Genomic DNA, 24,524 nt, shown 5'->3' on the forward strand with positions numbered 1-24,524 from the left:
TTACTAAGCTATTTATTCTGGATGCCTGCTTTCGCAGGAATGACATACACCCTACATTCAACCCACTAACTATCCTTCAATGCACCATGCTGTCTAGCAGTTTTAATCAGCAATTTAATATTTTCGTCCGTTATATTAGAATTTGGAGCTAAATTTTTAAATTCATTTACACTCATCTCTCCTAAATCTTCTATGGTCTTTATACCATATTCGGCAAATTGTAATATTAATTCAAGCGATAATTCTAATATATCTATTAATTCTTGCTCAACTCCTAGATCCTCTAGCTTTTTGATAATCTTTTCATTCTTAAGGTCAACGTAATTAATAGCTCGATTTTTAATCTCTACGGCAAGTTCTTCCTCAAAGCCTTCAATTCTTGTTAAAGTACTAATCTCACTACTAGCAATTTGTTCTACTGAATTAAATCCCGTTACCGATAAAAGCTGACCTATAACTTCTTCAACATCTAAAGCTTCCATAAATAATGCCGTAGAAGTTAAGAACTCTTCATTTCTTCTTTTTGATTCTTGCTCTTCGGTCATTATATCGATATTCCAACCTGTAAGCTGAGAAGCTAAACGAACATTCTGCCCTCTTCTACCTATTGCAATACTTTGATTTTCTTGCGAAACTACTACTTCTACCTTATGCCTATCCTCATCAATCAAAATTTTTGTGATTTCCCCAGGTGCAAGCGGTGCAAGAGCATTAACTATAAACTGTGCAAGATCATTACTCCATAATACTATATCAATTTTCTCTCCGTTTAATTCATTTGTTACGGCTTTTACTCTATTACCTCTAATACCTACGCATGAGCCTACGGGATCTATACTACTATCCGAAGCAAATACCGCTATTTTTGCTTTTGAACCGGGATCACGTGCTACTGATTTTATTTGAATAATAGATTCAAGAATTTCAGGTACTTCTAGCTTAAATAGTTTAACTAGCATCTGGTTATCTACTCTAGACAAGAAAATCTGTGGTCCTTTTGTTTCTTGCCTTACATCCTGTACATATGCTTTTATACGATCATTAGGTTTAAAATTCTCCCCCTTAATTAATTGATCTTTTTTTATTATTGCTTCAGCACGACTCAGGTCAACTATTATATCACCGTATTCTATTCTCTTAACTATCCCATTTATAATTTCGCCTTTTCTATCTTTAAAGTCATGATATTGTTTTTCACGTTCAGCTTCTATAACACGTTGCGTTATAACTTGTTTTGCAGCTTGAGCCGATACTCTAGCATGATCAATCGGCGGTAAATATTCATATATCTCATCACCGATTTTAGCTTCCGGATTCTTTATTAAAGCTTCTTCAAGTGAGATTTGCGTTAAGTAATCTTCTACATCTTCTACTATTTTTAAGATCCTTAAAAGATTTATCTCACCGGTTTTCCTATTTATCTGAGCTTTAATATTATATTCATTACCGTATTTTTTTCGTCCTGCTGCTTGTACCGCTTGTTCAACCGTTGAAATCAAAATTTCTTTTGATATTCCTTTCTCACGAGCCACAGAATCTATAATTTGTAAAATTTCTACATTACCTACATTAGACATATATTATCTCTTATTGCTTTAGCAATTTTTTAAATACTTCTTCAGTTAACACTAGATTAGCATTTTTAATTAAATCATAATCAATTAGTACTTCTTGTTCCTCACATTTTAAATATATTTTATTATTTTCGGCTTTAATTATTTTACCCTGATAACGAGTTTTGCCGTTCAATAATTCTTTAAGTTTGATTTTAACTTCTCTTTCTAAAAATCTATTATAATTTTCAAACTTTACTAACGGACGTTCAAGACCGCTTGATGCTACCTCTAAAGAATATGCAGCTTCTATTAAATCTTCAACATCTAGAATAGCGGAGATAGTCCTACTTGCTTTAGTACAATCTTCTACAGATACTTTTTCGCTGTTTAAGCTATCAATCAATATCTCGACTACTTTAGGGTTAACACCTTTAAACTTCACAAGAACTAACTCAAACCCCATATCTGTCAAGGATTCTTCTATTACGTTTGTTATTTGTTGTTCAATAGTTTGCATATTTGATATTTATAACAAAAAAGGTGGGATAAACCCACCTATCTATAATTTTTATAATGCTTATCCGTAACCAAAATACACTAATTAGAATATATAAGCAATATTTAACTTTATATTTTTGTAAAACTACATATTCATAAAGGGGCAAATACTCGATAATCCCTCTGGTCTGCTTAGAGATGAATCATAGTCTCCTCCTGATGAACAAAATGCTTATACATGAATCTGAGTATACACATCACCCCCATTTTCGCTTCTAATATATGCTGCTCATGGTCGTTAAAAGAATGAGGCCCACAAATTTCATCAGTTTCACCTTTTAAAAGGCCTAATAAAAATTCTTCAGCTATTCTACCGGTATGATAATGTATATTATCGTTCTCATTAATATTATTATAACTATCTTGAGTATAAAATTTATAGTGAATTTCAGTATCGCATATTGCGGCCATATCAGTTAATTTTTTTACAGCTGCATCTAATTGAAATGTATCACTGTTTTTATTTCTAGTAGAGTGAATAATGTGCATAACGGCGGACAGCTTAACATTTTCTTCATTTGTTATACTATTAATTCTAGAAATAGAATGGCTTGCTCCCGACCCGCCGCTGATAAGAACGAGATCTTTATTGTTTTCTATATCCGATTCAATATATGAAGGGTGTACTTTTACCAGATGATTTTCAGAATCAAATAGATAATTTGTTACAGTTCCATTAGGATTTTTCTTTATTAAGTATTCATAATAATGACCTTCTTCATCATGACCGGTTTTTATAACTGTAAATTCACTGTATCTTTCTCCTACTTTAAAAGTAATAATTTGCCTATGTTTGTGCGGTATTACTTTTTGTTCAGCACTTTCTATTTCGATTTTTATTTTATGACTTTCAAACTCGCTATATTATACTTTGCTTTTAATTCATCATATTGCTTCTTTTCAGCACTTACAAAATGCTTTCCTACTATATTTACGTTACCAGCTTGTTACCCTCATCTACATTTGATATAAGCTCTTCAGCAACAGGTTGATATCACTCTGAAGGAATATTACGCCCTACATGTATCAACAATTTTTGATACCGCCCTTTTACATTTATGATCATTCTCTAATGCTTGGATTGGATCACTTCTAAAAGATCTACTTCTATCTGTTTCGCTATATGCACTTAAAACCTTTAGAATACTACTGCCGGTAAGATTTAAAAAATTTTTCATTGCATTTGGCTGTATTCCTTTCTCAGGTTTTTCAGTATTAAAACCCTTACTATTAAAAAATTCATTTACCACTGCTTCATATTTAGTTGCTAAATTTCCATAAAAATTTAAAGATTTAGTAATATCAAAATTCTTAAATAGCGCAGCAGTTTTTCTTATTTCTCTCACTATAGTTGTTCTAGACATAATTACTCCTTTTTGAATAATATAACCTTTACTACAAATATGCATTTAAAATACATATTATAGTAACTAGACTTATATAGACGTTTTTTTAAGGTAAAAATAAATAAAATTTTTGCAGTTAACAAGTTTTACCGACTACGGATTACGTAGCCTTATATATCTTGCTTCAACACCGGAAAGAATTTGTAGTGTAAAAGAGATATCAGAGTACCATAATATTTCCCTTAATCATTTGATAAAAGTGATTCATAGATTAGCACAATTAGGATATATTAATAGTAGTAAAGGAAAAGGAGGAAGAATTAAGCTAGCATTTAGCCCTTCTTCCATGAATTTGGGAGATATAATAGAAAAATTCGAACCTAATATGGATATAGTAGAATGTTTCAATAAAAATACTAATAGCTGCAGAATTACAAATTCATACCAATTTAAACATTTTATTAAAGAAGCAAGTGAAGCATTTATAAAAACATTAAATAATTATACATTAGAAGATGCAATTATTACTAAAACAATTCAAATTAAGGATAAACTATAGAAAAATAAGCGTTTTTCTTTTTCCGCATATTAAAAACTCTTGATTCCCCTTAGCTCCTAGTATTGGACTTGCTATTATACCGAATATTTTAAAATTATGCTCTTTCTCAAGCCAATCTTTGATTTTATCGCATACTTTTTGATGTAAGAGAGGATTTTTAATAACTCCTCCCTGCTCTACTTCATGCTTTTCGACCTCAAACTGCGGTTTTATTAAAGCAATAAGCATGCAATCTTCTTTAACTAAATTTAGTGCAGTCGGTAATATAGTAGTTAAACTAATAAAGCTGGCATCGCAAACAATTAAATCAGGCTTCGTTATTATTTGTTTATCGGTTAAATATCGTGCATTAGTCTTCTCAAGCACCTTAATGTGTGGATTATCGCGTAATTTAGGATGAAGTCCGCCATAACCGACATCTACGGCAAAAATTAATTTTGCTTTACGCTCAAGTAACACTTCTGTAAAACCGCCGGTGCTACTACCGATATCAATACAAACTAAATTTTCAGGATCAATTTTAAAATAATCCAAAGCGGCAATTAATTTTAATGCCCCTCTTGAAACATAATTATGCTGCGGTAGCTTTACCTTAATGTCGGTGTCATTTATATTAACCTGTATCCCAGGCTTAATTAACTGCTCATGCTTATTATGTACTTTACCTTGGATAATCAAACTTCGTGCTATGGTAATATCTGTTACAAAACCTTTTTGCAGCAAATATTCATCAAGCCTTATTTTAGTCATTACTGTTTAAATTTGAATTTAACTTATGTTATAAGGGCCCATTAGATAGAAAATATACAATTTGTCTAATTGAAAGTTACAGTTTCAATTAGACATAATATATTTGAGCCATACAATAATGCTACAACTGAAGGGAACATGGTACTCTAGAAAAATATTCAAACCCTAACCAATATATGTCTTTTCTTACCGGCAGAGAGCTTTATAACTTTTTTATCGAGTAAGAAATTAGTGTTAATTATCATATTTTCATCTGCGACTAATCTATCATTTATCTTAGCACCATTCCCTCTTATAAGCTTGCGTGCTTCCGATTTAGAAGTAGCAAGCCCTGCTTCATAAAATAATTCATATGCACTAATACCTGCTTGTAATACTTCCTGCTCTAAAACAACGGTAGGTAAATTCTCATCGATTTGTCCTTCTTCAAATATCTTTACTGCAGTTTCTAGAGCTGATTTTGCTGCCTGCTCCGAGTGACAAAGCTTAGTTAGCTCATAAGCAAGCTGTTTTTTAGCTGCATTAATATCTTCTGCCGCTAAACTCTCAAACCTATTAAGCTCTTCTTGAGTGAACTCGCTATATAATTTCGCAAATCTAACTATGTCGGCATCTTCGCAGTTACGCCAATATTGGTAATAATCATACGGGCTTAGCAAATCTTCATTAAGCCATACCGCTCCCGCAGCAGTCTTGCCCATCTTAGCACCGGAGCTAGTCGTAAGTAGCGGTGTCGTCATACCGAATACTTCTTTGCCGCTTATTTTACGAATTAAATCGGCTCCCATTACGATATTGCCCCACTGATCACTACCGCCAAGCTGCAAGCTGCAATTGTAATGCTTGCTTAAATAGTAAAAATCATAGGCCTGCAATAACATATAGTTAAATTCTAAGAAGCTTAAATGCTGCTCACGCTCAAGCCTTAGTTTTACCGAATCCATAGTCAGCATACGGTTTACCGAGAAATAGCTACCAAAATCCCGTAGAAAATCTAGATAATTGAACGAATCTAACCACTCTGCGTTATCCAGCATAATAGCATCACTTTTACCGTCACCGAATTTGATAAACTTCGACAAAGATTTTTTAATACCTTCGGCATTTTTAGCTATATCTTCTTTGCTTAAAATTTTGCGCACTTCGTCTTTCCAAGTAGGATCACCGATTTTACTCGTACCGCCGCCGATAATTACAATAGGCTTATGCCCGTGCTGCTGAAGCAATCGCAGAATCATTATCTGCATTAAACTACCGATGTGGAGTGATGTAGCAGTACAGTCAAAGCCTATATACGCAGCTATTTTTGTTTCTTTCGTTATAGCAGTTAACCGATCCAAATCGGTACATTGATGGAAATATCCTTTATTTATAAATTCTTCTATAAAACGCATATATTATTTCTTATCTTTTAAAAATTCCTTTTTTGCTTTTCTGCTAGGAAATAAAGTGTTCAGGAAAATAGCATCTTTATAACCTTTTATATAAAGTACTGCATATACTTGCGCAATCATTTGAACATATAAAATTTTTTGACCTTTATATTGCTCTTGATTATGATGTAATTTAATATCTAATAAATTACCGTCAGCAATCGACTGTATTATTTCTTCAAAGCCTATACCACCACGCTCATTCAATAACTTAACGTTCTTTGCATGATTATACCTATACTTGGTCATATATTTAGAGTTTAGTAGTGTCTGAATGAATTAGCATATTAAGATAGGTCTGATAAGGCAAACCATGCTTAGAAGCTTTAATTTTTATTGCTTCTATGTCATGTTCTGCAATCCTAATAGTAACAGATCTTTTTTTACTAAGATGTGCTTTTGCAAATTTTTGAAGCAAAACTATTTCACTTCTATCATCAATTTTTTGCTGCTTTTCAAAATTATCTTCAATATCTTGTTCGTAAGAATCTAGTTTGATACTCATAATACAAACATTTTCAATGTTATAAAGAATGTAAGTACTTTGTCAATACTTGATATATTAGATTATCATGCGAATATTTGTAAAAACAGCAATATCAACGGCTGCATGGAGATTTTATGCTCATCCTACAGTTGCTCTGGGGATTTGTGTTGGAACAGCTCTTGCATATTCACCGGAGAACACATTTGAGTTATTAAAAAATACGACTTATACAGGAATAGAAGCAGCAAAATTTGCTTATGAAAATACAGCAGGGATAGTAAACAGAATAGCCGGCTTAGCTCATCTTGTGTATGATAACTTACCAAGACAGCGAAACTCCTAAAGTGGATCCATAGAAATTTCATGGGTATATGCTGTTGCATAAATCTCTAAAATAGCCAATAACTAAAAAAGCTGATTATGTCATTCCTGCAAACCAGGGACGTTGTTGCATAAATCGGCGTCATTCCTGCAAGACATTGTTGCATGAATCAGTAAAATCCACTGTGTCATACAGTGGTTTGACCACGGGATCCAAAAAAATAACTTAAAACACTGGGGATGCCCGCTGCTGCAGGAGGACATTGCCTGCGTAGATCGATTCCACCATTGTCACCCTGTAGCCTGTACCTGCTGGGTCCAGTTAAACATACTAGTATTTTTTTATCATATTTAGGGATCCCGTGGTCAAGCCACGGTATGACAACAGGAAATCGATCCATACAGGCAATGCCCCACGGGAATGACATAGAATAAAAACTGTCCGGTTACCTTACTGATATCTGTTATATTTTATAATAATAAAATTTTATTTCGTTGTTTTTAAATGCATCTTTTTTATTCCTAAAACCCTTTTTCAAAGAGCTACAGGAAAAATTAATATTACCAGCTTGAGCCGTGTCCGGTCCTTCATTTTTTATTTTCTCTATATCCTTACTACTTGGTACTACAACGGCAATATGCCCTGCTCTTTTTGGATTAGCATTGTTATATACCGATAGAACAAAATATCCTTGATTAGCAAATTTTTGTGCTTGAATAAAACTATCATCACGATTTCCTGCTTTAACAAAATGCCATCCGTTCTTTATTAGATCTGTTTCAAGCCACTCAGCTTTCTTATTTGATAAAGTAAGGTATAAAAATTTTATCGCTTTCAGGATGGTAGAGACTGATTTGGAAACCCCAAGGCTGCACTAGCAGCATACGCAAAACAACTACAATGAGTCAAACGCTTTAACTTAGGAGAATTATATTTTTCTGTTTCTTCTAATAAAGTTGCTCCCGACTTACAATTTATTACATTACCTTTCTACCACTTTTCCTCAACATTTCAAGAGTTAATTACTGCTAAATTTTTTTTAGCACTTTCTGATATATTGTCTGCTTGTGCAGTCATATTAATCCAAAGTAAGTAAATTATGATTAATTTTATTCATTTTTTTCTCATATCAATTTATGAACCTCTATATACAATATATAATATGATAATGCAATTATTAATTGTAATTTTTTATATTTTATTATTCAGAGAAACATAAGAACAATTTATGTTTCTTGACAAATACTATGCTTTTATATATGCTTCTTCGTATGTTAGCAACAAGAAATAAGGCTTAGAAATAAGTACTTCAAACTTAGGCACCCGTAGCTCAATTGGATAGAGTATATGACTACGGATCATAAGGTTAGGGGTTCGACTCCTCTCGGGTGCGCCATTCTTCAATTTCTTTCACCTTTATGAATGAATCAAACGGTGGACGCATCATAAAATCAAGCTTTTCAGGTTTAAGTGTTAGGTTAGCAAAAACTAAAGGTGGTAGAAAAACGATGCGGGCAGCATTATATATGGCCACTGTTACGTCTGTAAGATATAATTCGGCAGTTAAACCTTTTTATAAAAGACTTGTAAAACAAGGAAAAGCCAAAAAGTTAGCTCTTATCTTGACTTCTTAAACACAATTACCTATGTAAAGGATCAAGAACTTAAAGGCTTAGTTAAATGCCGTAAGCTGGAACGGACTATATTTTAAGCGAGGTGGATTTAACTTTACCAAGTGAGATTTAAGCAAGAAAGAAACACATTTATTCTCGCGAAATAAAGATTTTTCTTCTATATAGAGTTATCTCCCAGTTGAGATATTGCTTTGTGACTGATCGTTTAAAGCTTTCCGTTGTACTTAGCAGCAATTATCTTTTGCCTAGGTTCATTTTTTGCTTCAGCTTCAATAGAAGAAGTGTCAGCAGTCAATTGCTTTTGTCTCTGTTTTTTCAAAGGTTCATGTTCTTTATCTTTGCTCTGTTCTTTCTCCGGGTTTATTTTAAGCAGGGTGTCCTTAATCTTTAATTCCCCTTTGCCTATATATCTTACTATACCGTTAATTGCTATTTTCTTCTCCTGTTCTGATAAAGCGTTATATTTTGCATATGCTGTTTTACCTAGCAAATCCTCTAACCAGTCAGGATTTTTTCTTATAACATCTATTAAATCCCATTCATATCCTACTCCATTTCCTCCGCTAGTAGTAATATTAAGCGGTATTAAGTGTTTTTGTTTACTCTTATTAGTAAAATGCAAATCTACATTTTTCGTTGCTTTATTTATAATTAAATCACAACTAATACAACAAAATTTAGACAATCCTATGTATTATATTTCTGCACTTAATTGATTATCACGATCTGGAAGTTGTGCTTTCATATACTGTATTATTCTCATTTCAGCATAAGCTTTATAGCTAAGTGGACCATCTAATACAATTTTATATGGTTGTTTTATAGCTTCAATAATTGAATGGACAAATTTTTTACTTGCATCAATAGTATCAGGGTTTAATGCATCTTCTCATTTCATCAAATCTCTTCTAGCTCTAGCTACTGCCTTCACTACTTTTGGACTTACACTGGTTACATTACAGACTTTTTGTTGAACCTCTTGATTATTATTCGGATATTTTTCTAGCTCTTGCAAAATACGTGGTAATATATCCTTATGGTCACTATTATTTTTATAATAATATTGTGCAACATCTAGAAGTAGCGCTTTTCGTTGAGTAGATAGATTTTGTTGTTGTAGAAAATTTTTTTGCTCTTCTGTAGGTAAAGCTGTGTAAGTAGCATAATCTTGTAAATATTTAAAGACTTTTGTGGTATGTGTCTCAATTTGTTCAACTTTATTTGTGTTCACACTAGAATTATGTAATTCGTTGAACGCTACTAAAATTTGTTTGCCGTCAAAACATACGGCACTACATTGGCTATTATAGAATTAACCTACCTAAGGCATCAAAGCGTCTATTTTGTAAAGGAGTATCATTTTCTTTTATAATCTTTGAGTTAAGTCGAGTACGGAAAGCATATGCAAAATTCTGCAGATTTGAGTTGTTGTTGTCATTGAATAGCCCGTGGGTAGGATTCTCGTCAGCAAATCCAACATGAAATACCATATAAGGAACAAGTTGTTTTGGAATCATCTTTTCTGTTTTACTTGCTAAAACCGCTAGAACTGCTAATTTTTCAAAACTTTCATCCAGGGTTTCACTATTATTTTTGTGTATTTTCTTATAGTGTTCAGTAAGGATTTTTAAGGCAGATATAGATTCGTTTAATATAATACTTTTTAATAAAGCCTCTCTCGATTTTTTATCTCTTATGATTCCTCTACTGTCTGGCTATCTACATATTTAACACACTCTACTGTTAACCTTTCTTTCTGTGCATTTGTTAGATTTGCCATATAAATATTATTTTATAATTTTAATTCTTTTCTCCTAAAGCCTCAACGCTTTTCTCAAATATTGAATTATCAATATCATTACCGTCTACTAAAATCGTCATGTTACCTGGAATGCTTTTTAAGCTTTCCGCACCCAAATTGGTTATGTTATTATCTCTTAGATCTCCTAATTTAATGTTCATAAGCGCTAATTTTTTTAGAGAATTGTTTTTTTGTAGCATGTTCGCTATTGCTTCAAAACCTAGATCTCCTATTTCAATATTATTGCTTATGAGTAAAGTTTCTAACGCTTTATTTTCGGTTAATGCAGTAGTAAGTTCTTTTATATTATTATGGGTTAAATTCTTGTTATTAAGATTTAGAGTTTTTAACCATGGATTTAATTTTAAAGCAGATGCTATATATTTTCATCTCCTAAGTTATTTGTTTTAAATCTAAAGTATCAATAGATGTGAGGTTAAAAATTTTCAATTACTTCTGCACTTTTTTCGGAGATTCTTGTTTCATTTAATATTAATTCTTTAATATATTGATTAGCCATTAAAGCATGCAGTAATTTTATGACTCCCTCGTTTCTAAGGTTCTTATACCCTAAATTTAACGACATTAATTTTGCACTGCTAATATTATTTGCGATAACGTCTATCCCTTCGGCAGTAATATTCATTTGTCCTATATCTAAGTATTTTAACGGTAGTTTTGAATGAAACAACTCACTAATAATTGCTGCTCCTTTATTTCCTACTTCACTACTATAATGCTAAAGAACTTAAATTAGGGTGGTTTTTAATAGCATCTATTAATATTCTTAAATATTCTATTTTCAGCGCAATAGAATTTAAAGATAAATATTCAAGAGAGGTATTATCGGCTAAAGCATCAATAAGAATTTTTATTTTTTCACTATCTAAAGAAGTAGAATTCAGGTTTAAATGTGATATTTGATTTAACTTTACAATTTTACTTAGATTTTTTATATCATCGTTACTAAGGTTGCTGCCATATAAATCAATTTCTTTTACTACAGTATTTTTCTCTAAAGTTTTAATTACAATTGACAAAAAACTACTATCTTCTTCATAAGGTAGTTCTACACGAACAATTTCAGGATCATTATTCTTAATTTTCTGCAACAATAAATCATTTCGACTGAGGTCAATTTTTTGTCTTTTGGGAGACTCATCTTTCTTCACATCATCTATGCTAAACAAGATATAGACATTGAAAAAGGTGGTAGTAATAATTGTTGTTTTACGTCCTATAGCGTCTCCTATCCAACCAAATATTAAAAAGCTCCAAAAGGTCTTAATAAATATGTTGAACAAAAAGCAGATACAGAATAAATAAAAACTACTTTTGGATAAGCCTTTGGCAAAAACAATTCATTGAATACTACTACCATATGTACATAAAGCATAAGGTCAAAATATTCAAGAAATGTACCAACAGATAATAAACCTATTGCTTCTTTTTGATTACGATTTAAGCTGCTTTGTTCTTTCTCATAGCCGAGCATAATGTCTTTATAAAAAATTAAATTGTAAAGAAACTTATACTGTTTTATATAAAAGTCAATAGGAAATTTCGCTTTATACGATAAATAAGGAAACGAAGTGCAACTTAACTCACTTCATATACTAATACGTTGATCTTATATGAATATGGCATAACCTCACCGATAGTGGAAAACTAAAACCTATTAAGAACCAAGTTAAATAAAACTTATATCCCAAATATTGTTTGAATAGATAATTAATATATGCAATCAAAGCTACTGAAGCAACAATGATAGCTAAATTAATAAAACGATTTTTTTGATTGAGGAAAATCAAAATATTTATAAAACAGTCGTCCAGAAATAGTAAAACCGAGTAATCCCCAAAATACCGTCCATACCCAAGCAAGACAATGCACGTCAATAATTTTAAGATAAGCTACCATCGGTACGGTTAATAGCCATAAAAACGCTCCAAACATATAAGGGTATTTTTGAATAATCTCTTCTTTGGTTACACTATATATAACAGCAATAACCATTATTCCAATTGTTATATGCAATAATATCAACCGGATAATGATAGCCCTTATAAATCAGCGCAAATCCCATACCGGTTAAAGTCACTACTATTATTTTAATAAGGAATATATAATATTTGCAAACAACCAACCGTAAAATACTACGCCGCTGCTCATATGACCGCTAGGGAAAGCAAAACCTTTAATATTTAGAGCAGGATTCAAAGTTATTTCAAATATATATTTTAACAATATATTTAAAATTGTAGTGAAAAGTAATACACACATAGCTTGTGCAAATAGTTGCCTCCTAATATAGTAAATCCGAATATTATGATAATCTCATAACACTCTTCTTGTCCAAATAACAAAAAAATTTTTGCTGAATATTGAAAAAAATATCCTTATTCATTACTTTACTTAATTTTATTTATATATAATTGAAGTGATCATAAATAATAAGCTATAGATATGAAAAATATTTTCCGCAAATTTGTATTTACTATTTTCGTATGTTTAATAAATTTACAACTAATTGCTGCAAGCTTTAACGAAAAAATACCTTTATATTTTAAATTAACTAACGAAAATCTGTTAGCAGGACAAAATGCGTTAAATATTGACCTTTGCGACTCTAGAATTAAAGAATGGTGTACAAAGCCACAAAGAGAGCTAGGGCTTAACGGAAAAAAAATAAATAATTACATATCTATTTCATCTGATATTAAAGGAGAATGGTGATTTGGCTGGTGGTATAACATAAATTTTACTCCAGAAAGCAATTTTGTAGCTCATCAAACTTATAAGATTACTATCGAAGATTATATATTCCCTAATTTTGTCGGTTTAAAAAGTAATAATATAAGTTTCACGATTTTACCACTACTTCCTATTATTAAAGAAATGAATTATCTACAGGATAATATCGATATTTCCAAAAAATTCGTTCAAACTAAAATAGCTTTTAACTATCCTATCGATCCTAACACTCTAGAGGAAAATAGAGTTTATAAAATCTTCAACTAAAGAAAAATTACCGTTTTCTATCAAATTCAATACCAATAATACGGAAGCAATGTAAAAGATCAAAATAATAAGACGCCAAATAACATAAGATATTCTTATAAAGAAAATGTATTAATTCCAAGTCTATCCTCATATTTAAAAATCACTAATAGTACTGCTACAATTGTTAAAGATGATAAACTAAAACCGGAACAGATAATTATAATTACCACAAATACACCGGTGTCGGGTGAGGAAATAAAAAAACATTTAGAGTTATTTTTCCGCAGGATAAGCAGGCTTTCTTAGGAGTTGCAGGCAAAAAAACTATAAATGGCAAAATCCGAAAGAAATAACCGATGATATTCTTAAATCGAGTGAAAAAATAAATTTTGAGCTTTTATCTTCCGTCCCAAGCATTACTACTATGCATAGTTTTAAAGTAGATACGTTTGCCTCAAGAGCTTTGCTTGTTAAAGTAAATCAAGGTGTTAAAACATCGGATAATTTAACACTCGGCTCAGATTATTTTCAAATCGTACAAATACCGGGTAACCCTAAAGAAGTTAAGCTAATGTACGACGGTTCTATTCTTTCATTAGCTGGCGAAAGAAAGCTGCCCGTATATTCACTTGGCATAGATAAATTATATTTAGAAATCGATAAGAGTAATCAGCAAGAAGTTAATCATTTAATCAGCCAAACAAATAGATATAATATTTTCCAAAACCCAACTTTTATAAATGAATATACCTTTAATGAGTATAATATTTCCGAGGTATTTCAAGACGAAGTAATAGTGAACTCTCAAAATTTAAATTTACCTCATTATACCGATTTAGATTTCAGTAAATATTTTAATGTAGAAGAAGCAGGCAGCTATTCCAAGGGGTTATTTCTAGCAAAAGTTTATGCTAAAGACAATAATAACATTATATCTCAAGATAAAAGATTAATTTTTTACCGATCTTGGTTGTATAGTAAAAACCGATAAAACCGGGATGCATCATATCTTTGTTTCTTATATCAGTAACGGTAAACCGGCTGGAGGCGTAAAAGCAGATATTATAGGACTTAACGGTGAGGTGTTAGTAAGCAGCAAAACCGATAGTAAAGGACATGCCGTTTTATCAAATATAAATGATTTTTCAAAAGAAAAAACTCCCGTGGCTTATATATTCACTACTAAGGATGATTTTTCATTTATGCCGTATAGTAGAATTGATAGACAAGTTAATTATTCTCGGTTTGATGTAGCAGGAGCCGTTAGTTCTGATCAATGGTTAAAAGCTTATTTATTTTCCGATCGTGGCATCTATAGACCAAGCGAGCAAGGTCACATAGGCATTATGCTCAAACAAACCGACTGGCAAGGAAAATTTGACGGCTTACCTTTAGAAATACAAGTAACTAACCCTAGAGGAAAAGTAATAGATAAAAGTAAAATAGTTCTAGATGCAGAAGGATTCGGCGAATATTTATTCTCAACGCTTGATGATGCCTTAACCGGCTTATACAATATAAGCTTATATTTAGTAGGAGATAAAGGCAGCAATAACTATCTTAATAGCGTGTCTGTCAGGGTTGGTGATTTTCAGCCTGACTGCATGAAAATAAACATAAACTTCAATAACTCACAAGATGAGCTATGGAGGAATCCAAAAGATCTTAAAGCAACCGTTAATCTCATAAATCTTTACGGCACTCCTGCAGAAAATAGAAAAGTCAACGGCTTTATTGATATTAGACCTACCGAGTTTTTCGTACCTAGATTTAAAGAATATAAATTTTATAGTAGCAAAGGAAATAAAGAGTTTTTACGTTTAGGAGATATTACTACCGACTCTAAAGGTACGGCAAACTTTGACCTTAACCTTGAGAAATATTATAACGCTACTTTTAATCTAACATTTTCAACAGAAGGATTTGAGCCTGATTCAGGAAGAAGCGTAAACGCAAGCAAATCGCTTATAGTGTCACCTCTGCCTTATATTATAGGATTTAGAACAATAGCGGATCTAAAATATATTAAGACAAAAACAAGCGCGGCAATAGAATTCATAGCCATATCAAATAAAGCAGAAAAAGTAGCTGCACCTAATTTAACTCTTAACTTAAAAAAGATTAATTATGTAAATAACTTAGTAGCAGATAGTAACGGTAATTATTCTTACAGTTCAGTACCTATTGAGACTAATATATCTTCTGACAAAATTAATATCACGGCAAACGAAAGTTATATTTATAAAGTGCCTACTAAAGAAGCAGGCGATTACGTTATTTACTTAACCGATACAGAAGATACAATCTTTGCCTAAGCTGAATTTTCGGTAATAGGTGAAGGAAATGTTACGGCTAATTTAACAGACAAAGCAAATTTAAAAGTTAAACTTGATAAAGATGATTATAAAGCCGGCGATACTATTCTTTTAAATATTATAACTCCTTATACAGGTTATGGGTTAATTACTATCGAGACCGATAAAGTACATAATTTTGAATGGTTTAAAGCTGATGCAAATAATAGCATTCAAGAAATAAAAATTCCTGACGGCTTTGAGGGTAAAGGATATGTAAATGTACAATTTATAAGAGACATAGAAGCTACGGAAATCTTTATATCACCGTTTAGCTATGCAGTAGTACCGTTTACTGCGGGCATTTATAAACATAAACAAGATATTGGATTAACACTTCCTGCAAAAATCAAATCGGTTCGGCAGATTTAAAGGTTGTGGCTTCTATAAATCACCTAAAGCCGGATATAATATCTATGGCAGTAGTACATAGCTCCGAATTAACTAGTACTACGAGCGTTCGCCCTGCTAGTCCGAACGTTACAACAGTTAATACAGGCTTTATTACAGACAACAAGGCTAATTTAAAAATCTTACGGGATGTATATCCTGAATTTGCTAAACTACAAATTTCCGCTTCTAAATCACCGCTAGCTATTATTTCTGGCTTTAAAGATTTCCTAGATAATTATCCCTATGGTTGCACTGAACAATTAATAAGCCAAAATTTTGCCAATATTTTATTATATAATGCACAAGAGCGAGTTCAGATTCTTAAAACTGATCGTAAAAAAATGGATGAATCATTATCAAAAATATTCCAAACTTTATCAGAACGTCAAAATTATGACGGTGGATTTAGAGATATTGGAACAATTTTAATAACGATTCCGATCCATTTATTTCCGTTTATGCTATGCATTTCTTAAGCGAGGGAGCAACTAGATATTTAGCCGTTCCAAGTGATACATTTAATCAAGGTATTTACTATTTAGAGAATATGGCTAACAGATCAATAAACTCCTTAGATGAAGCAAGAGAAAAGGCATATGCGGTTTATATCCTGACACAAAACAGCGTTATTACTACAAGCTATATTGCAAATATTTTAAAATATTTAGACGAGTACCATAAAAATACATGGCAAGATGATTTGACTAGCGTTTATTTAGCAGCTAGCTATAAAATGCTGCAAATAAATGAAGAAGCGGAGAAATTATTAGACAGATTACTCTAAATAAACCTATATCAAAAACAGACTATCAGTATTACAATCCTCTAATAAAATATAGTCAGTATTTATACTTAATTTCTATGCATTTTCCAGAACGGTTAAAAGACTTTGACCCAAACATTGTACAGGATATCGCTCTTTTTGCTAAAGATAACTATAATAGCCTATCCGCAAGCTATGCTATTATGGCAAGTCTTGCCTATGCCGATAAAATACATCATGTAGATGAGGCTACTATTAAAGTAACCTCTACAGATAAAGAAGTTACTTTAACAGGCAATAAAGTGATGATTGCTGAGCTGTCGGTAGAAAATAAGAATATCGACTTAACATCCTCAAGTAACGGCTTTTTCTATCAGCTTTTAACTTCAGGCTATGATAAGCAATTAACAGAACATAAAGAGATATTTAAAGGCATAGAAATAACAAAAAAATATCTCGATGAAAATAATAAAGAGGTTAGCAAAGTAAAATTAGGTGATAATATTACGGTGGAAATCACCATGCGTTCAGGTAGTAATAAAACCTTGAGCAATATGGTTCTACTTGATTTATTACCGGCAGGCTTCGAGCTTTTACCGGATAACAACCACATAAATATATTAGAACGCACGCAGGAAATAATTATATGGAAACCGATATATATAAATAATCGTGATGATAGAGTTATGATTTTCGGTACTATTTCTGATCAAAAAATGACGTATCAGTATAAAATCAAAGCAGTTAATAAGGGCATATTCTCTACTCCTGCTATTTACAGTGAAGCTATGTACGACCCTCAAACTTACTATCGTGGTGTTATAGGCAATATTATTGTGGAGTAACATTACCCGCACGGTTTTTATGTCATTTCTGCGAAAGCGGGAATCCAGTAAAACCTACAAACAACTTGTTTTTTTAGGTTTATTTTGTCAATATTAAGACTACTTTTTCTGGATTCCTGCTTTCGCAGAAATGACATAGTAGGAGTTTATCCCACAATTACTTTCAGCTTCTCTATAGTTTTTGGATCTTTTACAAGTTCTCACAATATTTCCTACTCATAGGCAAGTAGCTCTTCTTCATTTGTTTCATTATGTGTATCAATAATATCTTGAAATTTGCTAAGCACCTTATTTTGTAGATCGTTATATTTTGATGTATCTATTGCTGTTGCTAAATTTATTTTAGGCAAAGTAATTTTATGCGGAATCGGTAATATCTTTTTAGGTAGGTTTAATTTTAAAGCTTCCTCTAAAATATAATATTACGTGCATATTCTCTACATCATAATCTGCTTTCAAGTAATCCGGCTGAACTTGTTTTATTCTGCTCTATAATATTGCTGATATTTCTAATTAGTGCAGTTTTATTACCATTACTTCCAGCAAACATTTCGGTAACACCGCCCCACCCGGGTATTAAACCAACACCAAGTTCTACAAGCCCTGCGTTAAGTTCTTGATTTCCTATAATAAAGCTTGAGTGCAATAACAGCTCATATCCACATCCAAGTGCCACACCAAGACCACAAGCTAATAACATGTACAGAGGAATATTTTAAGTGGAGCATGGTTCACTATCCCAACTTTAGTAAATTCTCTAGATCGTGAAAATTCCTTCAATATAAGACAGAAGAAGTTTTAAATCAGCACCGGCAGACAAATTATTTCCTTGCGGATAAATACAAAGATTTTTACCGTCATTTTCGGCTTTACTTGCTGCTTCTTGTAGTAAATAAAACACCTCATGATTTAAACAATTCATTTTTATAGTAATAACAAAAATCAAAACATCTTGATAAAGTATTAATTTTGCCGAGCTATTCTCTAATACTATCTGACTTTCTTGTAAAATATCTTTGTGAGAATTAAATTTTTGTTTATCGATTTTTTGATATTCTTTATTGGCTAAATATTGCGGAAGTGGGATATGCATTAAATCGGCATTTTTAATTACCGAATTCCAACCGTTTTTAGCCGCTATAGTCAATAATTCAAATGGACCATATTTCCAGCTGTAACCAAGCTTCATGGCAGCATCGATATCATAAATATTATCCGTAACCGACGAAACTAGACCTACTAAATAAACATAAAATTCCGTGATAATTTCAGTAAAAAATTTACCGTAAACCGAATCACTTACAAGAAGCGCATCAAGATTAAAATATCTACTTTTTGAACAGGACTATATGATAAGTCGTTTATATTGATAACTTCTTTAATCTTTTTGCCATTTGATACCGATAAACGATAAAATCCACCGTCACTTTTACGTCCAATTAACTGCTTCTCTATCATCTTATCAAGACAAGGGTCTTTACATATTGTTTTATGATAAGCATCATTTGCAGGAAGAGAGGCAAGTAATGAACTTGAAATGAACTTCATTACGTCATACCCGATTAGATCATATAAACCGAAAATTCCGGTACTCGGCAGCCCCAAAAATGTAGTAAATATTTTATCTATAGTAGCAACATCAAGATTCTGACTTATCGCTTTACGGGCTACTAATTCAAGTAAAAAATACCCTACTCTATTAGCAATAAAACCAGGCGTATCATTACATTTTACTATAATTTTACCAAGCGTTTTCGTTAAGAACTCTGATACTCTTTCTATTACTTCAGCCTTTATCATAGGGTCTATAATTAACTCAAGCAGTTCCATATTATCTTGGCGGATTGAAGAAATGCGTAATAACGAACCTAGATTTAATATTATCTGGTAAATTCTCTTTGAGTCTTTCAAGCGGTAATGTAGAGATATTAGAAGCAATAATTGCATCTTCTTTAAGATAAGGAATAATTTTATTATATAATTGGTGTTTGATTTCTAACTTCTCACCAATAACTTCAATCACTAAATCACATTCTTTAATTAAATCTAAATCATATTCTAAATTACCGATGGTAATGAAATTTGCTTTATCAGGAAAAGATAAAGGTGGAGGTGGAGGTTTTTGTTTATGCAAATTGTCTTTAGCGGTGTTAACTATTTTATTAGGATCATCGGAATCTTTAGCAATAATATCAAGCAGCACTACTTTATAAGAGGAATTAGCAATTAACGCTGTAATCCCTGAACCCATTACTTCCGCACTGATAACACAAACTTTTTTTATTTCATTTTGCATAAGTTACCTTCTGTGTTACCCCGTGCCTTGACCATGAGGTCCAGTTAAAAATACTAAAAATTTTTATTATTTTTTGGATCCCATGTTCAAGCCAAAGGATAACATCGAGTGTGTTTTTCGATACACACAACCATGTCCCCTTGCAATAACGTTATGTCATAGCAACACTTAAGACTTTTACCAACGCCACCCCCGGCTTGTCGTAAAATTTTAGCACATTCATTTATAGTAACAGCAGTGGTAACGACATCATCGACTAATAAGATGTTTCAATATTATACTTTGTGTTAAATTTGATACTACCCTTTATATTATTTTTGTGTTGTTTTCGTGAGAGAAAAGTCTGAGACTTAGTCCATTTTGCTTTAGTTAAAATCTCAGCTTTTAACATTTTATCGGTAACTTTTGCAATTTCCATAGCTAAAATACGAGCAGGATTATACATTCGTAGGTACAGGTATGATTAAATCAATATCTTTTATATCCTCGCTGCTATATCTATTATATAAAAGCTTAGCAAAGGTCTTAGCAAATATCGTCTTATCTTGATATTTAAACTGATGAACTATTTTTTTGCTATGCTCATTACACTTAAATAAGCTGCGAGCAAACTCATAATTAGGTTTGTTGCTATAACAATTTCCACAAATGCAGTTATCTAAGATTTTTATACTAAATCTTTGTCCACATATACTACAATAGAGTCTTGCTATAAACTCTAGCTTCTTCCAACAATCGCTACAAAATTCACCGCTCCCCCTAGTATTTCCGCACCGCTTAAAAACATCTCTGCGGCAAGATATTAATTATAAGTCTTTATTAACAATTAAAATCCTCTTGAAGATTCATGGTGTTTAGAAGCATTCGGTGTTGATTGTGATGATGGTGCGCTAGCACCATAACGAACCCCCTTGCCACGTGACAAATTCTCTTGCATATGTTGGCTTGCTCACGAGTTTTATTTTGCTCAGGTTTTACTTTATTGCTAACATTTGGCGTTATAAAAGATTGAAATATTTCTTCTTTTTTACCGTATATTTCTTTTAAATCACCAAATTGCGATTCAACAAAATAACCGACTCCTACTTTTACTGCCGATTTAACTTTTTCAAAATTAGTTTTTTCAGCAGGAGGAGCAAATTCAGGTCTCGCTGCAACCTTTGCTCTAGTTACATTAAAATGCTCTCTTAGCTGCCCTTCACTTAATTGATCAATTTTAGGGGGTATAGTTAAAAATTCTTCTAATGCTTTGGTATCTATTTTTGCTTGCCTTTCTTTTTCAAGCAAGTCTTTCTTATCTTCATAATTTCCTATTGATGTTTTAAACTATTTATTTGATTTATTTTATCTTTTGTTCGCTCCATACGCACTAAATTAGCATCTCCTTCACCTATTACATTAGGACTCCGCTCCTCCTCCAGTAGCACCTGCTACCAAACCGCCTATAATACCGCCTACAGAGCTTGCTTGTGCTACTAAAGATACCGTCTCTAAGGTAGTATCTCGTATTGCTTTTAAAATCTCTTTAGTTCTAGTTGTATTTAATTTTTCAGATTCAACTTTTTCTTGGTAAATTTTAGCTCATTAAGTATACAAGACATTTTTAAGTTCAGGGCTATCTTTTGCTTTATCTATTCGAGTAGTAACTACTAACTCTGCTTGCTTCACATAATTAGCTTTAATATTTTCTAAAGTTTTTTCTTTCTATCTAAACGCTTATCTTCTTTTACTGCTAAAGTTTCTTTTCCAACATTGTAAGCAACGGTTGATAAAGAAAGTGCAGCAAGCCCAACCCCAACGGGAGTGGGATTAAGGACTAACGATACTGCAACGCCACCAATTCTAGCCGCACGTCTTACTGCTTTACTACCTAATGTTTTATATGTTTTCTCTAGAACATTTGCTGCAGTTTCACCACCGGGTAGTGTCATGATTTTATTTAATGCCTTATCGGCTAAACCGGGACTTGGGGGACCTTTTTCTTTAATTTTTGCACCTTGCTGAAGTGTATCAACCGGATCATAAGCTTTTGCTACTTTTTCTCCAACGTTAATTACTCCTTCTACTAATATGAGTAGGACTAGCGATAACTTTACTGCCCTCCTGTACCACTTCGATTGCTACTCCACTTGCAGCGATTCCGGCACGAGCAACTCTAGCACCGTAAAGTGCTGTATCCTCTTGCAGCGTTCTTGTTCCTGCTGGCTTATTTTACGATTGCCGTTCTCCTGTGAAGGCTCAGAAGCTTTTGTTTGTGCTGCTTCTAAAAGCTCTACTCTTTCAGGAGTATTTATTGAAGATTTAAGCTGATTATCTTCTGCTGCATTTTTTATTCCTTCTTTAGGAGTATTAATAGATGATTTACTGCTTAAATTTTCTTTACTCATGCATATCTTATAAAATTATGTTCTATGTTATTTCACATTCTATGTCATTCCCGTGAAAGCGGGAATCCATCTTTTAAACAGTATAAATAAACAATGCTTTTATCGATTCTTGATTACTGGATGCCCACTTTCGCGGGAATGACATCAGAACTAGCTAGAAATGCTACAAAAGAACACTCACCTCTTCCCCATAGCATAGCTAGTAATCAAGTTTTTTACAGGTTTAAAATTATTGATCACCTTAAATCCTATTTGTCTTAAACATCTTAAATTTTTGGAATAATTTGAAAACATATTATTTAACTCATCAGTCAGCTTATACATAATACAATTATCCTCTTGCCTTAGCTTTTGATATTCTTGTAATGTGCCATTATTACTAACTATCATACTCAAAATCTCTATATCCTTTATGCCCTGATTAAGCCCTTGTCCGGCTAGCGGATGTACTGTGTGGGCAGTGTCGGCAATAAGCACTATACGGTTATGAAAATATCTATTTGCTATACGGGCTTTTAGTGGAAAGCTACTAATCTCACTATCAATAGTAATTTTACCTAGGGAATTACCGGCATTTCTTTGAGTTAAAAATCTAACTTCTTCTAAAGGCAAATTAACAATTAAAGCAGCCTGATCAGAAGAAGTTGACCATATTACGGATGAAGCATATTGATCTTTTAAAGGCAGCAAAGCAAAAGGACCAAGAGGCAGGAAATGCTCCATAGCACAATTTTCATGCGGCTTTTCATGCTTAATATTAAATGTAAGAGCAGTTTGATAAGGTTTCTCAATTTCATTAGCAAAGTAATGAGACCTCACTTTGGAATTTGCTCCGTCACATATAATTAATAAATTACACTTAATTTGGTTATCATCAAATTTTATAATCGAGTAGTCATTATGGCTTATAACCTCTTGATATTGATTATTATCAATTAATGTTATCAACGGATTATTAGTTATTTTTGACAATAGCATTTTTTTAAAGTCGCTATTCTTAACCACATATCCAAGTACAGCGTCAGCGTCATTTCGTAAGTCTAATATCTCTGAAGCCTTATTATCTACTACATATATGTCTTGCATTTCTGCTACAAACTTCTCAAGCTCTTCCCATATATCAATAGAGAATAAGAAATTTTTAGAATGCGGCGTTAAAGCAGTAGTTCTTATATCTTTAAAAAACTCTGGGCTTTTTACCGATTTACTCTCGAATATAGTAGTTTTTATACCCTTTTGTGCAAAAGAAAGCGCCGTTAACATGCCGCTAAGACCGCATCCTAAAATTACCGTATTAGACATCTTCCCAAACTCTTCTACTTCTAGAGGTAATTTGTGCGTCGATCCGATACTCGCATCCTCACGTAAGCTTGTGTACGCTGCGGTGCTGCGTTTCGTGTCTCCTACAAATTCCTCTCTATAAGCGAATTTGGCAAGATGTCTATCAATCTGTTTTGTTTTCATTCGATTCATTTATGAAATATTTTAAATATCCGTTTGTTGCTATAAAGCTTAGAAGAAAATAAATAATTGCTATATCCAAATATGAACTATTGCCTGAGTATAAACCTAAACAACAAATCAATAAACTCGCTAAAGTCGTGAAGCTATTTAAAATCAACAAATTTGTCAAAATATCCGTTTTGCTGATAAATAGGTAGGTTATTAAGCAAATAAATAATGAAATAATAATTAAAAAGATGTTAAGCATAATTTTTAAAATCGGTTTTACTGTTGGATACACAATCGTCATCGTCATTGCGAGGAAATTACGAAGTAATTGACGAAGCAATCTCAGGCGTTTGTTATTATTTCATGAGATTGCCACGCTCCCTACGGTCGCTCGCAATGACGACTTGGATATCCTACCCCTCTCATTATATATAATCATTTATAACACTACAAACTGCAAATAAAATTAATTAAAATTCCTTAAATAATTTTAATATTATGTAATCTTAGCCAACCTTTACATTATAAATAGCTATTGTGACAAAAATGTTATAAAAAAATGTTGCTTTCTTTTACATTCGGCAT

Annotated in this window: 29 protein-coding genes, 1 tRNA gene and 2 pseudogenes; 5 read left to right on the forward strand and 27 right to left on the reverse strand. The window is 32.3% G+C overall.

Annotation, left to right across the window (positions count from 1 at the left end; all coding sequences use genetic code 11):
- Positions 1-65: 65 nt before the first annotated feature.
- The 4 genes from nusA to BTU51_RS09295 form a co-directional block, all read right to left on the reverse strand.
- Positions 66-1,577 (reverse strand): transcription termination factor NusA, encoded by a 1,512-nt coding sequence (nusA, locus tag BTU51_RS04710; protein ID WP_012150993.1) that lies wholly within the window; start codon positions 1,575-1,577, stop codon positions 66-68.
- A 10-nt stretch (positions 1,578-1,587) separates the two neighbouring features.
- Positions 1,588-2,073 (reverse strand): ribosome maturation factor RimP, encoded by a 486-nt coding sequence (gene rimP / locus BTU51_RS04715; protein ID WP_012150994.1) that lies wholly within the window; start codon positions 2,071-2,073, stop codon positions 1,588-1,590.
- A 173-nt stretch (positions 2,074-2,246) separates the two neighbouring features.
- Positions 2,247-2,603, reverse strand: a complete 357-nt coding sequence (locus BTU51_RS04720) for a ferredoxin reductase domain-containing protein (RefSeq protein WP_012150995.1) — start codon at positions 2,601-2,603, stop codon at positions 2,247-2,249.
- Positions 2,604-3,124: 521 nt separating this feature from the next.
- A complete protein-coding gene (locus BTU51_RS09295) occupies positions 3,125-3,478 on the reverse strand; it encodes a hypothetical protein (protein WP_230453538.1) in 354 nt (117 codons plus the stop codon).
- 112 nt (positions 3,479-3,590) lie between these two features.
- On the opposite strand from BTU51_RS09295, the gene BTU51_RS04730 reads away from it, so the two are divergent.
- Complete coding sequence (locus tag BTU51_RS04730) at positions 3,591-4,019, forward strand: Rrf2 family transcriptional regulator (protein WP_012150997.1); 429 nt, start codon at positions 3,591-3,593, stop codon at positions 4,017-4,019.
- On the opposite strand, the gene BTU51_RS04735 is transcribed toward BTU51_RS04730, so the two are convergent.
- From BTU51_RS04735 to BTU51_RS04750, 4 genes are all read right to left on the reverse strand, one after another.
- Positions 4,014-4,769, reverse strand: a complete 756-nt coding sequence (locus BTU51_RS04735) for a TlyA family RNA methyltransferase (protein ID WP_012150998.1) — start codon at positions 4,767-4,769, stop codon at positions 4,014-4,016. The two genes, BTU51_RS04730 and BTU51_RS04735, sit on opposite strands and share 6 nt — an antisense overlap.
- A gap of 158 nt (positions 4,770-4,927) precedes the next feature.
- The gene (tyrS, locus tag BTU51_RS04740) at positions 4,928-6,163 is read right to left on the reverse strand and encodes a tyrosine--tRNA ligase (protein WP_012150999.1); all 1,236 of its coding nucleotides are present in this window, start codon (positions 6,161-6,163) and stop codon (positions 4,928-4,930) included.
- 3 nt (positions 6,164-6,166) lie between these two features.
- Positions 6,167-6,451 (reverse strand): hypothetical protein, encoded by a 285-nt coding sequence (locus BTU51_RS04745; protein ID WP_012262463.1) that lies wholly within the window; start codon positions 6,449-6,451, stop codon positions 6,167-6,169.
- A gap of 4 nt (positions 6,452-6,455) precedes the next feature.
- On the reverse strand, positions 6,456-6,707 hold the full coding sequence (locus BTU51_RS04750; protein ID WP_012151001.1) for a CopG family antitoxin: 252 nt from the start codon (positions 6,705-6,707) through the stop codon (positions 6,456-6,458).
- 67 nt (positions 6,708-6,774) lie between these two features.
- Here BTU51_RS04750 and BTU51_RS04755 point away from each other — a divergent pair, with 67 nt between their 5' ends.
- The 3 genes from BTU51_RS04755 to BTU51_RS10195 all read left to right on the forward strand — a co-directional run bounded on the left by BTU51_RS04755 (position 6,775) and on the right by BTU51_RS10195 (position 8,645).
- A complete protein-coding gene (locus tag BTU51_RS04755) occupies positions 6,775-7,032 on the forward strand; it encodes a hypothetical protein (protein WP_012151002.1) in 258 nt (85 codons plus the stop codon).
- A 1,298-nt stretch (positions 7,033-8,330) separates the two neighbouring features.
- Positions 8,331-8,407: transfer RNA gene (locus BTU51_RS04770), tRNA-Arg, on the forward strand.
- Between the two features lie 22 nt (positions 8,408-8,429).
- Positions 8,430-8,645, forward strand: a complete 216-nt coding sequence (locus tag BTU51_RS10195) for a transposase (RefSeq protein ID WP_012151004.1) — start codon at positions 8,430-8,432, stop codon at positions 8,643-8,645.
- A 205-nt stretch (positions 8,646-8,850) separates the two neighbouring features.
- Here the strand turns inward: BTU51_RS10195 and BTU51_RS04780 are convergent, their stop codons facing one another.
- The 8 genes and pseudogenes from BTU51_RS04780 to BTU51_RS08255 all read right to left on the reverse strand — a co-directional run bounded on the left by BTU51_RS04780 (position 8,851) and on the right by BTU51_RS08255 (position 12,693).
- Complete coding sequence (locus BTU51_RS04780; protein ID WP_012151005.1) at positions 8,851-9,330, reverse strand: hypothetical protein; 480 nt, start codon at positions 9,328-9,330, stop codon at positions 8,851-8,853.
- A gap of 204 nt (positions 9,331-9,534) precedes the next feature.
- Complete coding sequence (locus tag BTU51_RS09305) at positions 9,535-9,876, reverse strand: hypothetical protein (protein ID WP_012262464.1); 342 nt, start codon at positions 9,874-9,876, stop codon at positions 9,535-9,537.
- Positions 9,877-9,949: 73 nt separating this feature from the next.
- On the reverse strand, positions 9,950-10,162 hold the full coding sequence (locus tag BTU51_RS09310; protein ID WP_012151007.1) for a hypothetical protein: 213 nt from the start codon (positions 10,160-10,162) through the stop codon (positions 9,950-9,952).
- 283 nt (positions 10,163-10,445) lie between these two features.
- Positions 10,446-10,646, reverse strand: coding sequence for a hypothetical protein (locus BTU51_RS04795; protein WP_012151008.1), 201 nt, complete (start codon positions 10,644-10,646; stop codon positions 10,446-10,448).
- 213 nt (positions 10,647-10,859) lie between these two features.
- A pseudogene (locus BTU51_RS04805) lies at positions 10,860-11,618 on the reverse strand (leucine-rich repeat domain-containing protein).
- 92 nt (positions 11,619-11,710) lie between these two features.
- On the reverse strand, positions 11,711-11,941 hold the full coding sequence (locus tag BTU51_RS04810) for a hypothetical protein (protein ID WP_012262466.1): 231 nt from the start codon (positions 11,939-11,941) through the stop codon (positions 11,711-11,713).
- Positions 11,942-12,222: 281 nt separating this feature from the next.
- Positions 12,223-12,462 (reverse strand): hypothetical protein, encoded by a 240-nt coding sequence (locus BTU51_RS09315; protein ID WP_230453735.1) that lies wholly within the window; start codon positions 12,460-12,462, stop codon positions 12,223-12,225.
- A gap of 90 nt (positions 12,463-12,552) precedes the next feature.
- Positions 12,553-12,693 carry a phosphatase PAP2 family protein gene (locus BTU51_RS08255; protein ID WP_155114726.1) on the reverse strand — a complete coding sequence of 47 codons (141 nt, stop codon included), beginning with the start codon at positions 12,691-12,693 and terminating at the stop codon, positions 12,553-12,555.
- Between the two features lie 219 nt (positions 12,694-12,912).
- Between BTU51_RS08255 and BTU51_RS04820 the strand changes: the two are divergent.
- Positions 12,913-17,804: pseudogene (locus BTU51_RS04820) on the forward strand (alpha-2-macroglobulin family protein).
- 212 nt (positions 17,805-18,016) lie between these two features.
- Here the strand turns inward: BTU51_RS04820 and BTU51_RS09320 are convergent.
- The 11 genes from BTU51_RS09320 to BTU51_RS04875 form a co-directional block, all read right to left on the reverse strand.
- Positions 18,017-18,154: a hypothetical protein gene (locus BTU51_RS09320; RefSeq protein ID WP_230453736.1), complete on the reverse strand. Its 138-nt coding sequence runs from the start codon at positions 18,152-18,154 to the stop codon at positions 18,017-18,019.
- 92 nt (positions 18,155-18,246) lie between these two features.
- Positions 18,247-18,504: an enoyl-CoA hydratase/isomerase family protein gene (locus BTU51_RS09325; RefSeq protein WP_041472474.1), complete on the reverse strand. Its 258-nt coding sequence runs from the start codon at positions 18,502-18,504 to the stop codon at positions 18,247-18,249.
- A 57-nt stretch (positions 18,505-18,561) separates the two neighbouring features.
- Complete coding sequence (locus tag BTU51_RS04835; protein ID WP_041472475.1) at positions 18,562-18,993, reverse strand: Clp protease/crotonase-like domain-containing protein; 432 nt, start codon at positions 18,991-18,993, stop codon at positions 18,562-18,564.
- Positions 18,994-19,103: 110 nt separating this feature from the next.
- The gene (locus tag BTU51_RS04840; protein WP_230453737.1) at positions 19,104-19,634 is read right to left on the reverse strand and encodes a 3-hydroxyacyl-CoA dehydrogenase family protein; all 531 of its coding nucleotides are present in this window, start codon (positions 19,632-19,634) and stop codon (positions 19,104-19,106) included.
- A gap of 1 nt (position 19,635) precedes the next feature.
- Positions 19,636-20,100, reverse strand: a complete 465-nt coding sequence (locus BTU51_RS04845; RefSeq protein ID WP_012262470.1) for a 3-hydroxyacyl-CoA dehydrogenase family protein — start codon at positions 20,098-20,100, stop codon at positions 19,636-19,638.
- Positions 20,101-20,537: 437 nt separating this feature from the next.
- Complete coding sequence (locus tag BTU51_RS09330; RefSeq protein ID WP_075807955.1) at positions 20,538-20,903, reverse strand: ComF family protein; 366 nt, start codon at positions 20,901-20,903, stop codon at positions 20,538-20,540.
- Between the two features lie 16 nt (positions 20,904-20,919).
- A complete protein-coding gene (locus BTU51_RS04860; protein ID WP_012262472.1) occupies positions 20,920-21,387 on the reverse strand; it encodes a hypothetical protein in 468 nt (155 codons plus the stop codon).
- A gap of 401 nt (positions 21,388-21,788) precedes the next feature.
- Positions 21,789-22,031, reverse strand: a complete 243-nt coding sequence (locus BTU51_RS08860; RefSeq protein WP_012151011.1) for a hypothetical protein — start codon at positions 22,029-22,031, stop codon at positions 21,789-21,791.
- A 189-nt stretch (positions 22,032-22,220) separates the two neighbouring features.
- Positions 22,221-22,487 carry a hypothetical protein gene (locus BTU51_RS07880; RefSeq protein WP_012151013.1) on the reverse strand — a complete coding sequence of 89 codons (267 nt, stop codon included), beginning with the start codon at positions 22,485-22,487 and terminating at the stop codon, positions 22,221-22,223.
- 177 nt (positions 22,488-22,664) lie between these two features.
- Entirely contained in the window at positions 22,665-23,951 is a 1,287-nt protein-coding gene (gene ubiH / locus BTU51_RS04870) for a 2-octaprenyl-6-methoxyphenyl hydroxylase (RefSeq protein ID WP_012151014.1), read from the reverse strand.
- Positions 23,932-24,198, reverse strand: coding sequence for a monovalent cation/H+ antiporter complex subunit F (locus BTU51_RS04875; RefSeq protein ID WP_012151015.1), 267 nt, complete (start codon positions 24,196-24,198; stop codon positions 23,932-23,934). The genes ubiH and BTU51_RS04875 overlap by 20 nt, the downstream gene beginning before the upstream one ends.
- Between the last annotated feature and the right edge of the window lie 326 nt (positions 24,199-24,524).

This window comes from Rickettsia rickettsii (genome assembly GCF_001951015.1).
GTDB classification, from domain to species: domain Bacteria; phylum Pseudomonadota; class Alphaproteobacteria; order Rickettsiales; family Rickettsiaceae; genus Rickettsia; species Rickettsia rickettsii.

What these genes read in the sequence shown, in the direction of transcription:
- nusA (WP_012150993.1), bottom strand. Translation starts at nt 1,577, where the DNA reads ATGTCTAATGTAGGTAATGTAGAAATTTTACAAATTATAGATTCTGTG.
- rimP (WP_012150994.1), bottom strand. Translation starts at nt 2,073, where the DNA reads ATGCAAACTATTGAACAACAAATAACAAACGTAATAGAAGAATCCTTG.
- BTU51_RS04720 (WP_012150995.1), bottom strand. Translation starts at nt 2,603, where the DNA reads ATGCACATTATTCACTCTACTAGAAATAAAAACAGTGATACATTTCAA.
- BTU51_RS09295 (WP_230453538.1), bottom strand. Translation starts at nt 3,478, where the DNA reads ATGTCTAGAACAACTATAGTGAGAGAAATAAGAAAAACTGCTGCGCTA.
- BTU51_RS04735 (WP_012150998.1), bottom strand. Translation starts at nt 4,769, where the DNA reads ATGACTAAAATAAGGCTTGATGAATATTTGCTGCAAAAAGGTTTTGTA.
- tyrS (WP_012150999.1), bottom strand. Translation starts at nt 6,163, where the DNA reads ATGCGTTTTATAGAAGAATTTATAAATAAAGGATATTTCCATCAATGT.
- BTU51_RS04745 (WP_012262463.1), bottom strand. Translation starts at nt 6,451, where the DNA reads ATGACCAAGTATAGGTATAATCATGCAAAGAACGTTAAGTTATTGAAT.
- BTU51_RS04750 (WP_012151001.1), bottom strand. Translation starts at nt 6,707, where the DNA reads ATGAGTATCAAACTAGATTCTTACGAACAAGATATTGAAGATAATTTT.
- BTU51_RS04755 (WP_012151002.1), top strand. Translation starts at nt 6,775, where the DNA reads ATGCGAATATTTGTAAAAACAGCAATATCAACGGCTGCATGGAGATTT.
- BTU51_RS10195 (WP_012151004.1), top strand. Translation starts at nt 8,430, where the DNA reads ATGAATGAATCAAACGGTGGACGCATCATAAAATCAAGCTTTTCAGGT.
- BTU51_RS09310 (WP_012151007.1), bottom strand. Translation starts at nt 10,162, where the DNA reads ATGATTCCAAAACAACTTGTTCCTTATATGGTATTTCATGTTGGATTT.
- BTU51_RS04795 (WP_012151008.1), bottom strand. Translation starts at nt 10,646, where the DNA reads ATGCTACAAAAAAACAATTCTCTAAAAAAATTAGCGCTTATGAACATT.
- BTU51_RS04810 (WP_012262466.1), bottom strand. Translation starts at nt 11,941, where the DNA reads ATGCTCGGCTATGAGAAAGAACAAAGCAGCTTAAATCGTAATCAAAAA.
- BTU51_RS09315 (WP_230453735.1), bottom strand. Translation starts at nt 12,462, where the DNA reads ATGGTTATTGCTGTTATATATAGTGTAACCAAAGAAGAGATTATTCAA.
- BTU51_RS09325 (WP_041472474.1), bottom strand. Translation starts at nt 18,504, where the DNA reads ATGTTATTAGCTTGTGGTCTTGGTGTGGCACTTGGATGTGGATATGAG.
- BTU51_RS04835 (WP_041472475.1), bottom strand. Translation starts at nt 18,993, where the DNA reads ATGAAGCTTGGTTACAGCTGGAAATATGGTCCATTTGAATTATTGACT.
- BTU51_RS04840 (WP_230453737.1), bottom strand. Translation starts at nt 19,634, where the DNA reads ATGGAACTGCTTGAGTTAATTATAGACCCTATGATAAAGGCTGAAGTA.
- BTU51_RS04845 (WP_012262470.1), bottom strand. Translation starts at nt 20,100, where the DNA reads ATGCAAAATGAAATAAAAAAAGTTTGTGTTATCAGTGCGGAAGTAATG.
- BTU51_RS08860 (WP_012151011.1), bottom strand. Translation starts at nt 22,031, where the DNA reads ATGACACTACCCGGTGGTGAAACTGCAGCAAATGTTCTAGAGAAAACA.
- BTU51_RS07880 (WP_012151013.1), bottom strand. Translation starts at nt 22,487, where the DNA reads ATGAGTAAAGAAAATTTAAGCAGTAAATCATCTATTAATACTCCTAAA.
- ubiH (WP_012151014.1), bottom strand. Translation starts at nt 23,951, where the DNA reads ATGAAAACAAAACAGATTGATAGACATCTTGCCAAATTCGCTTATAGA.
- BTU51_RS04875 (WP_012151015.1), bottom strand. Translation starts at nt 24,198, where the DNA reads ATGCTTAACATCTTTTTAATTATTATTTCATTATTTATTTGCTTAATA.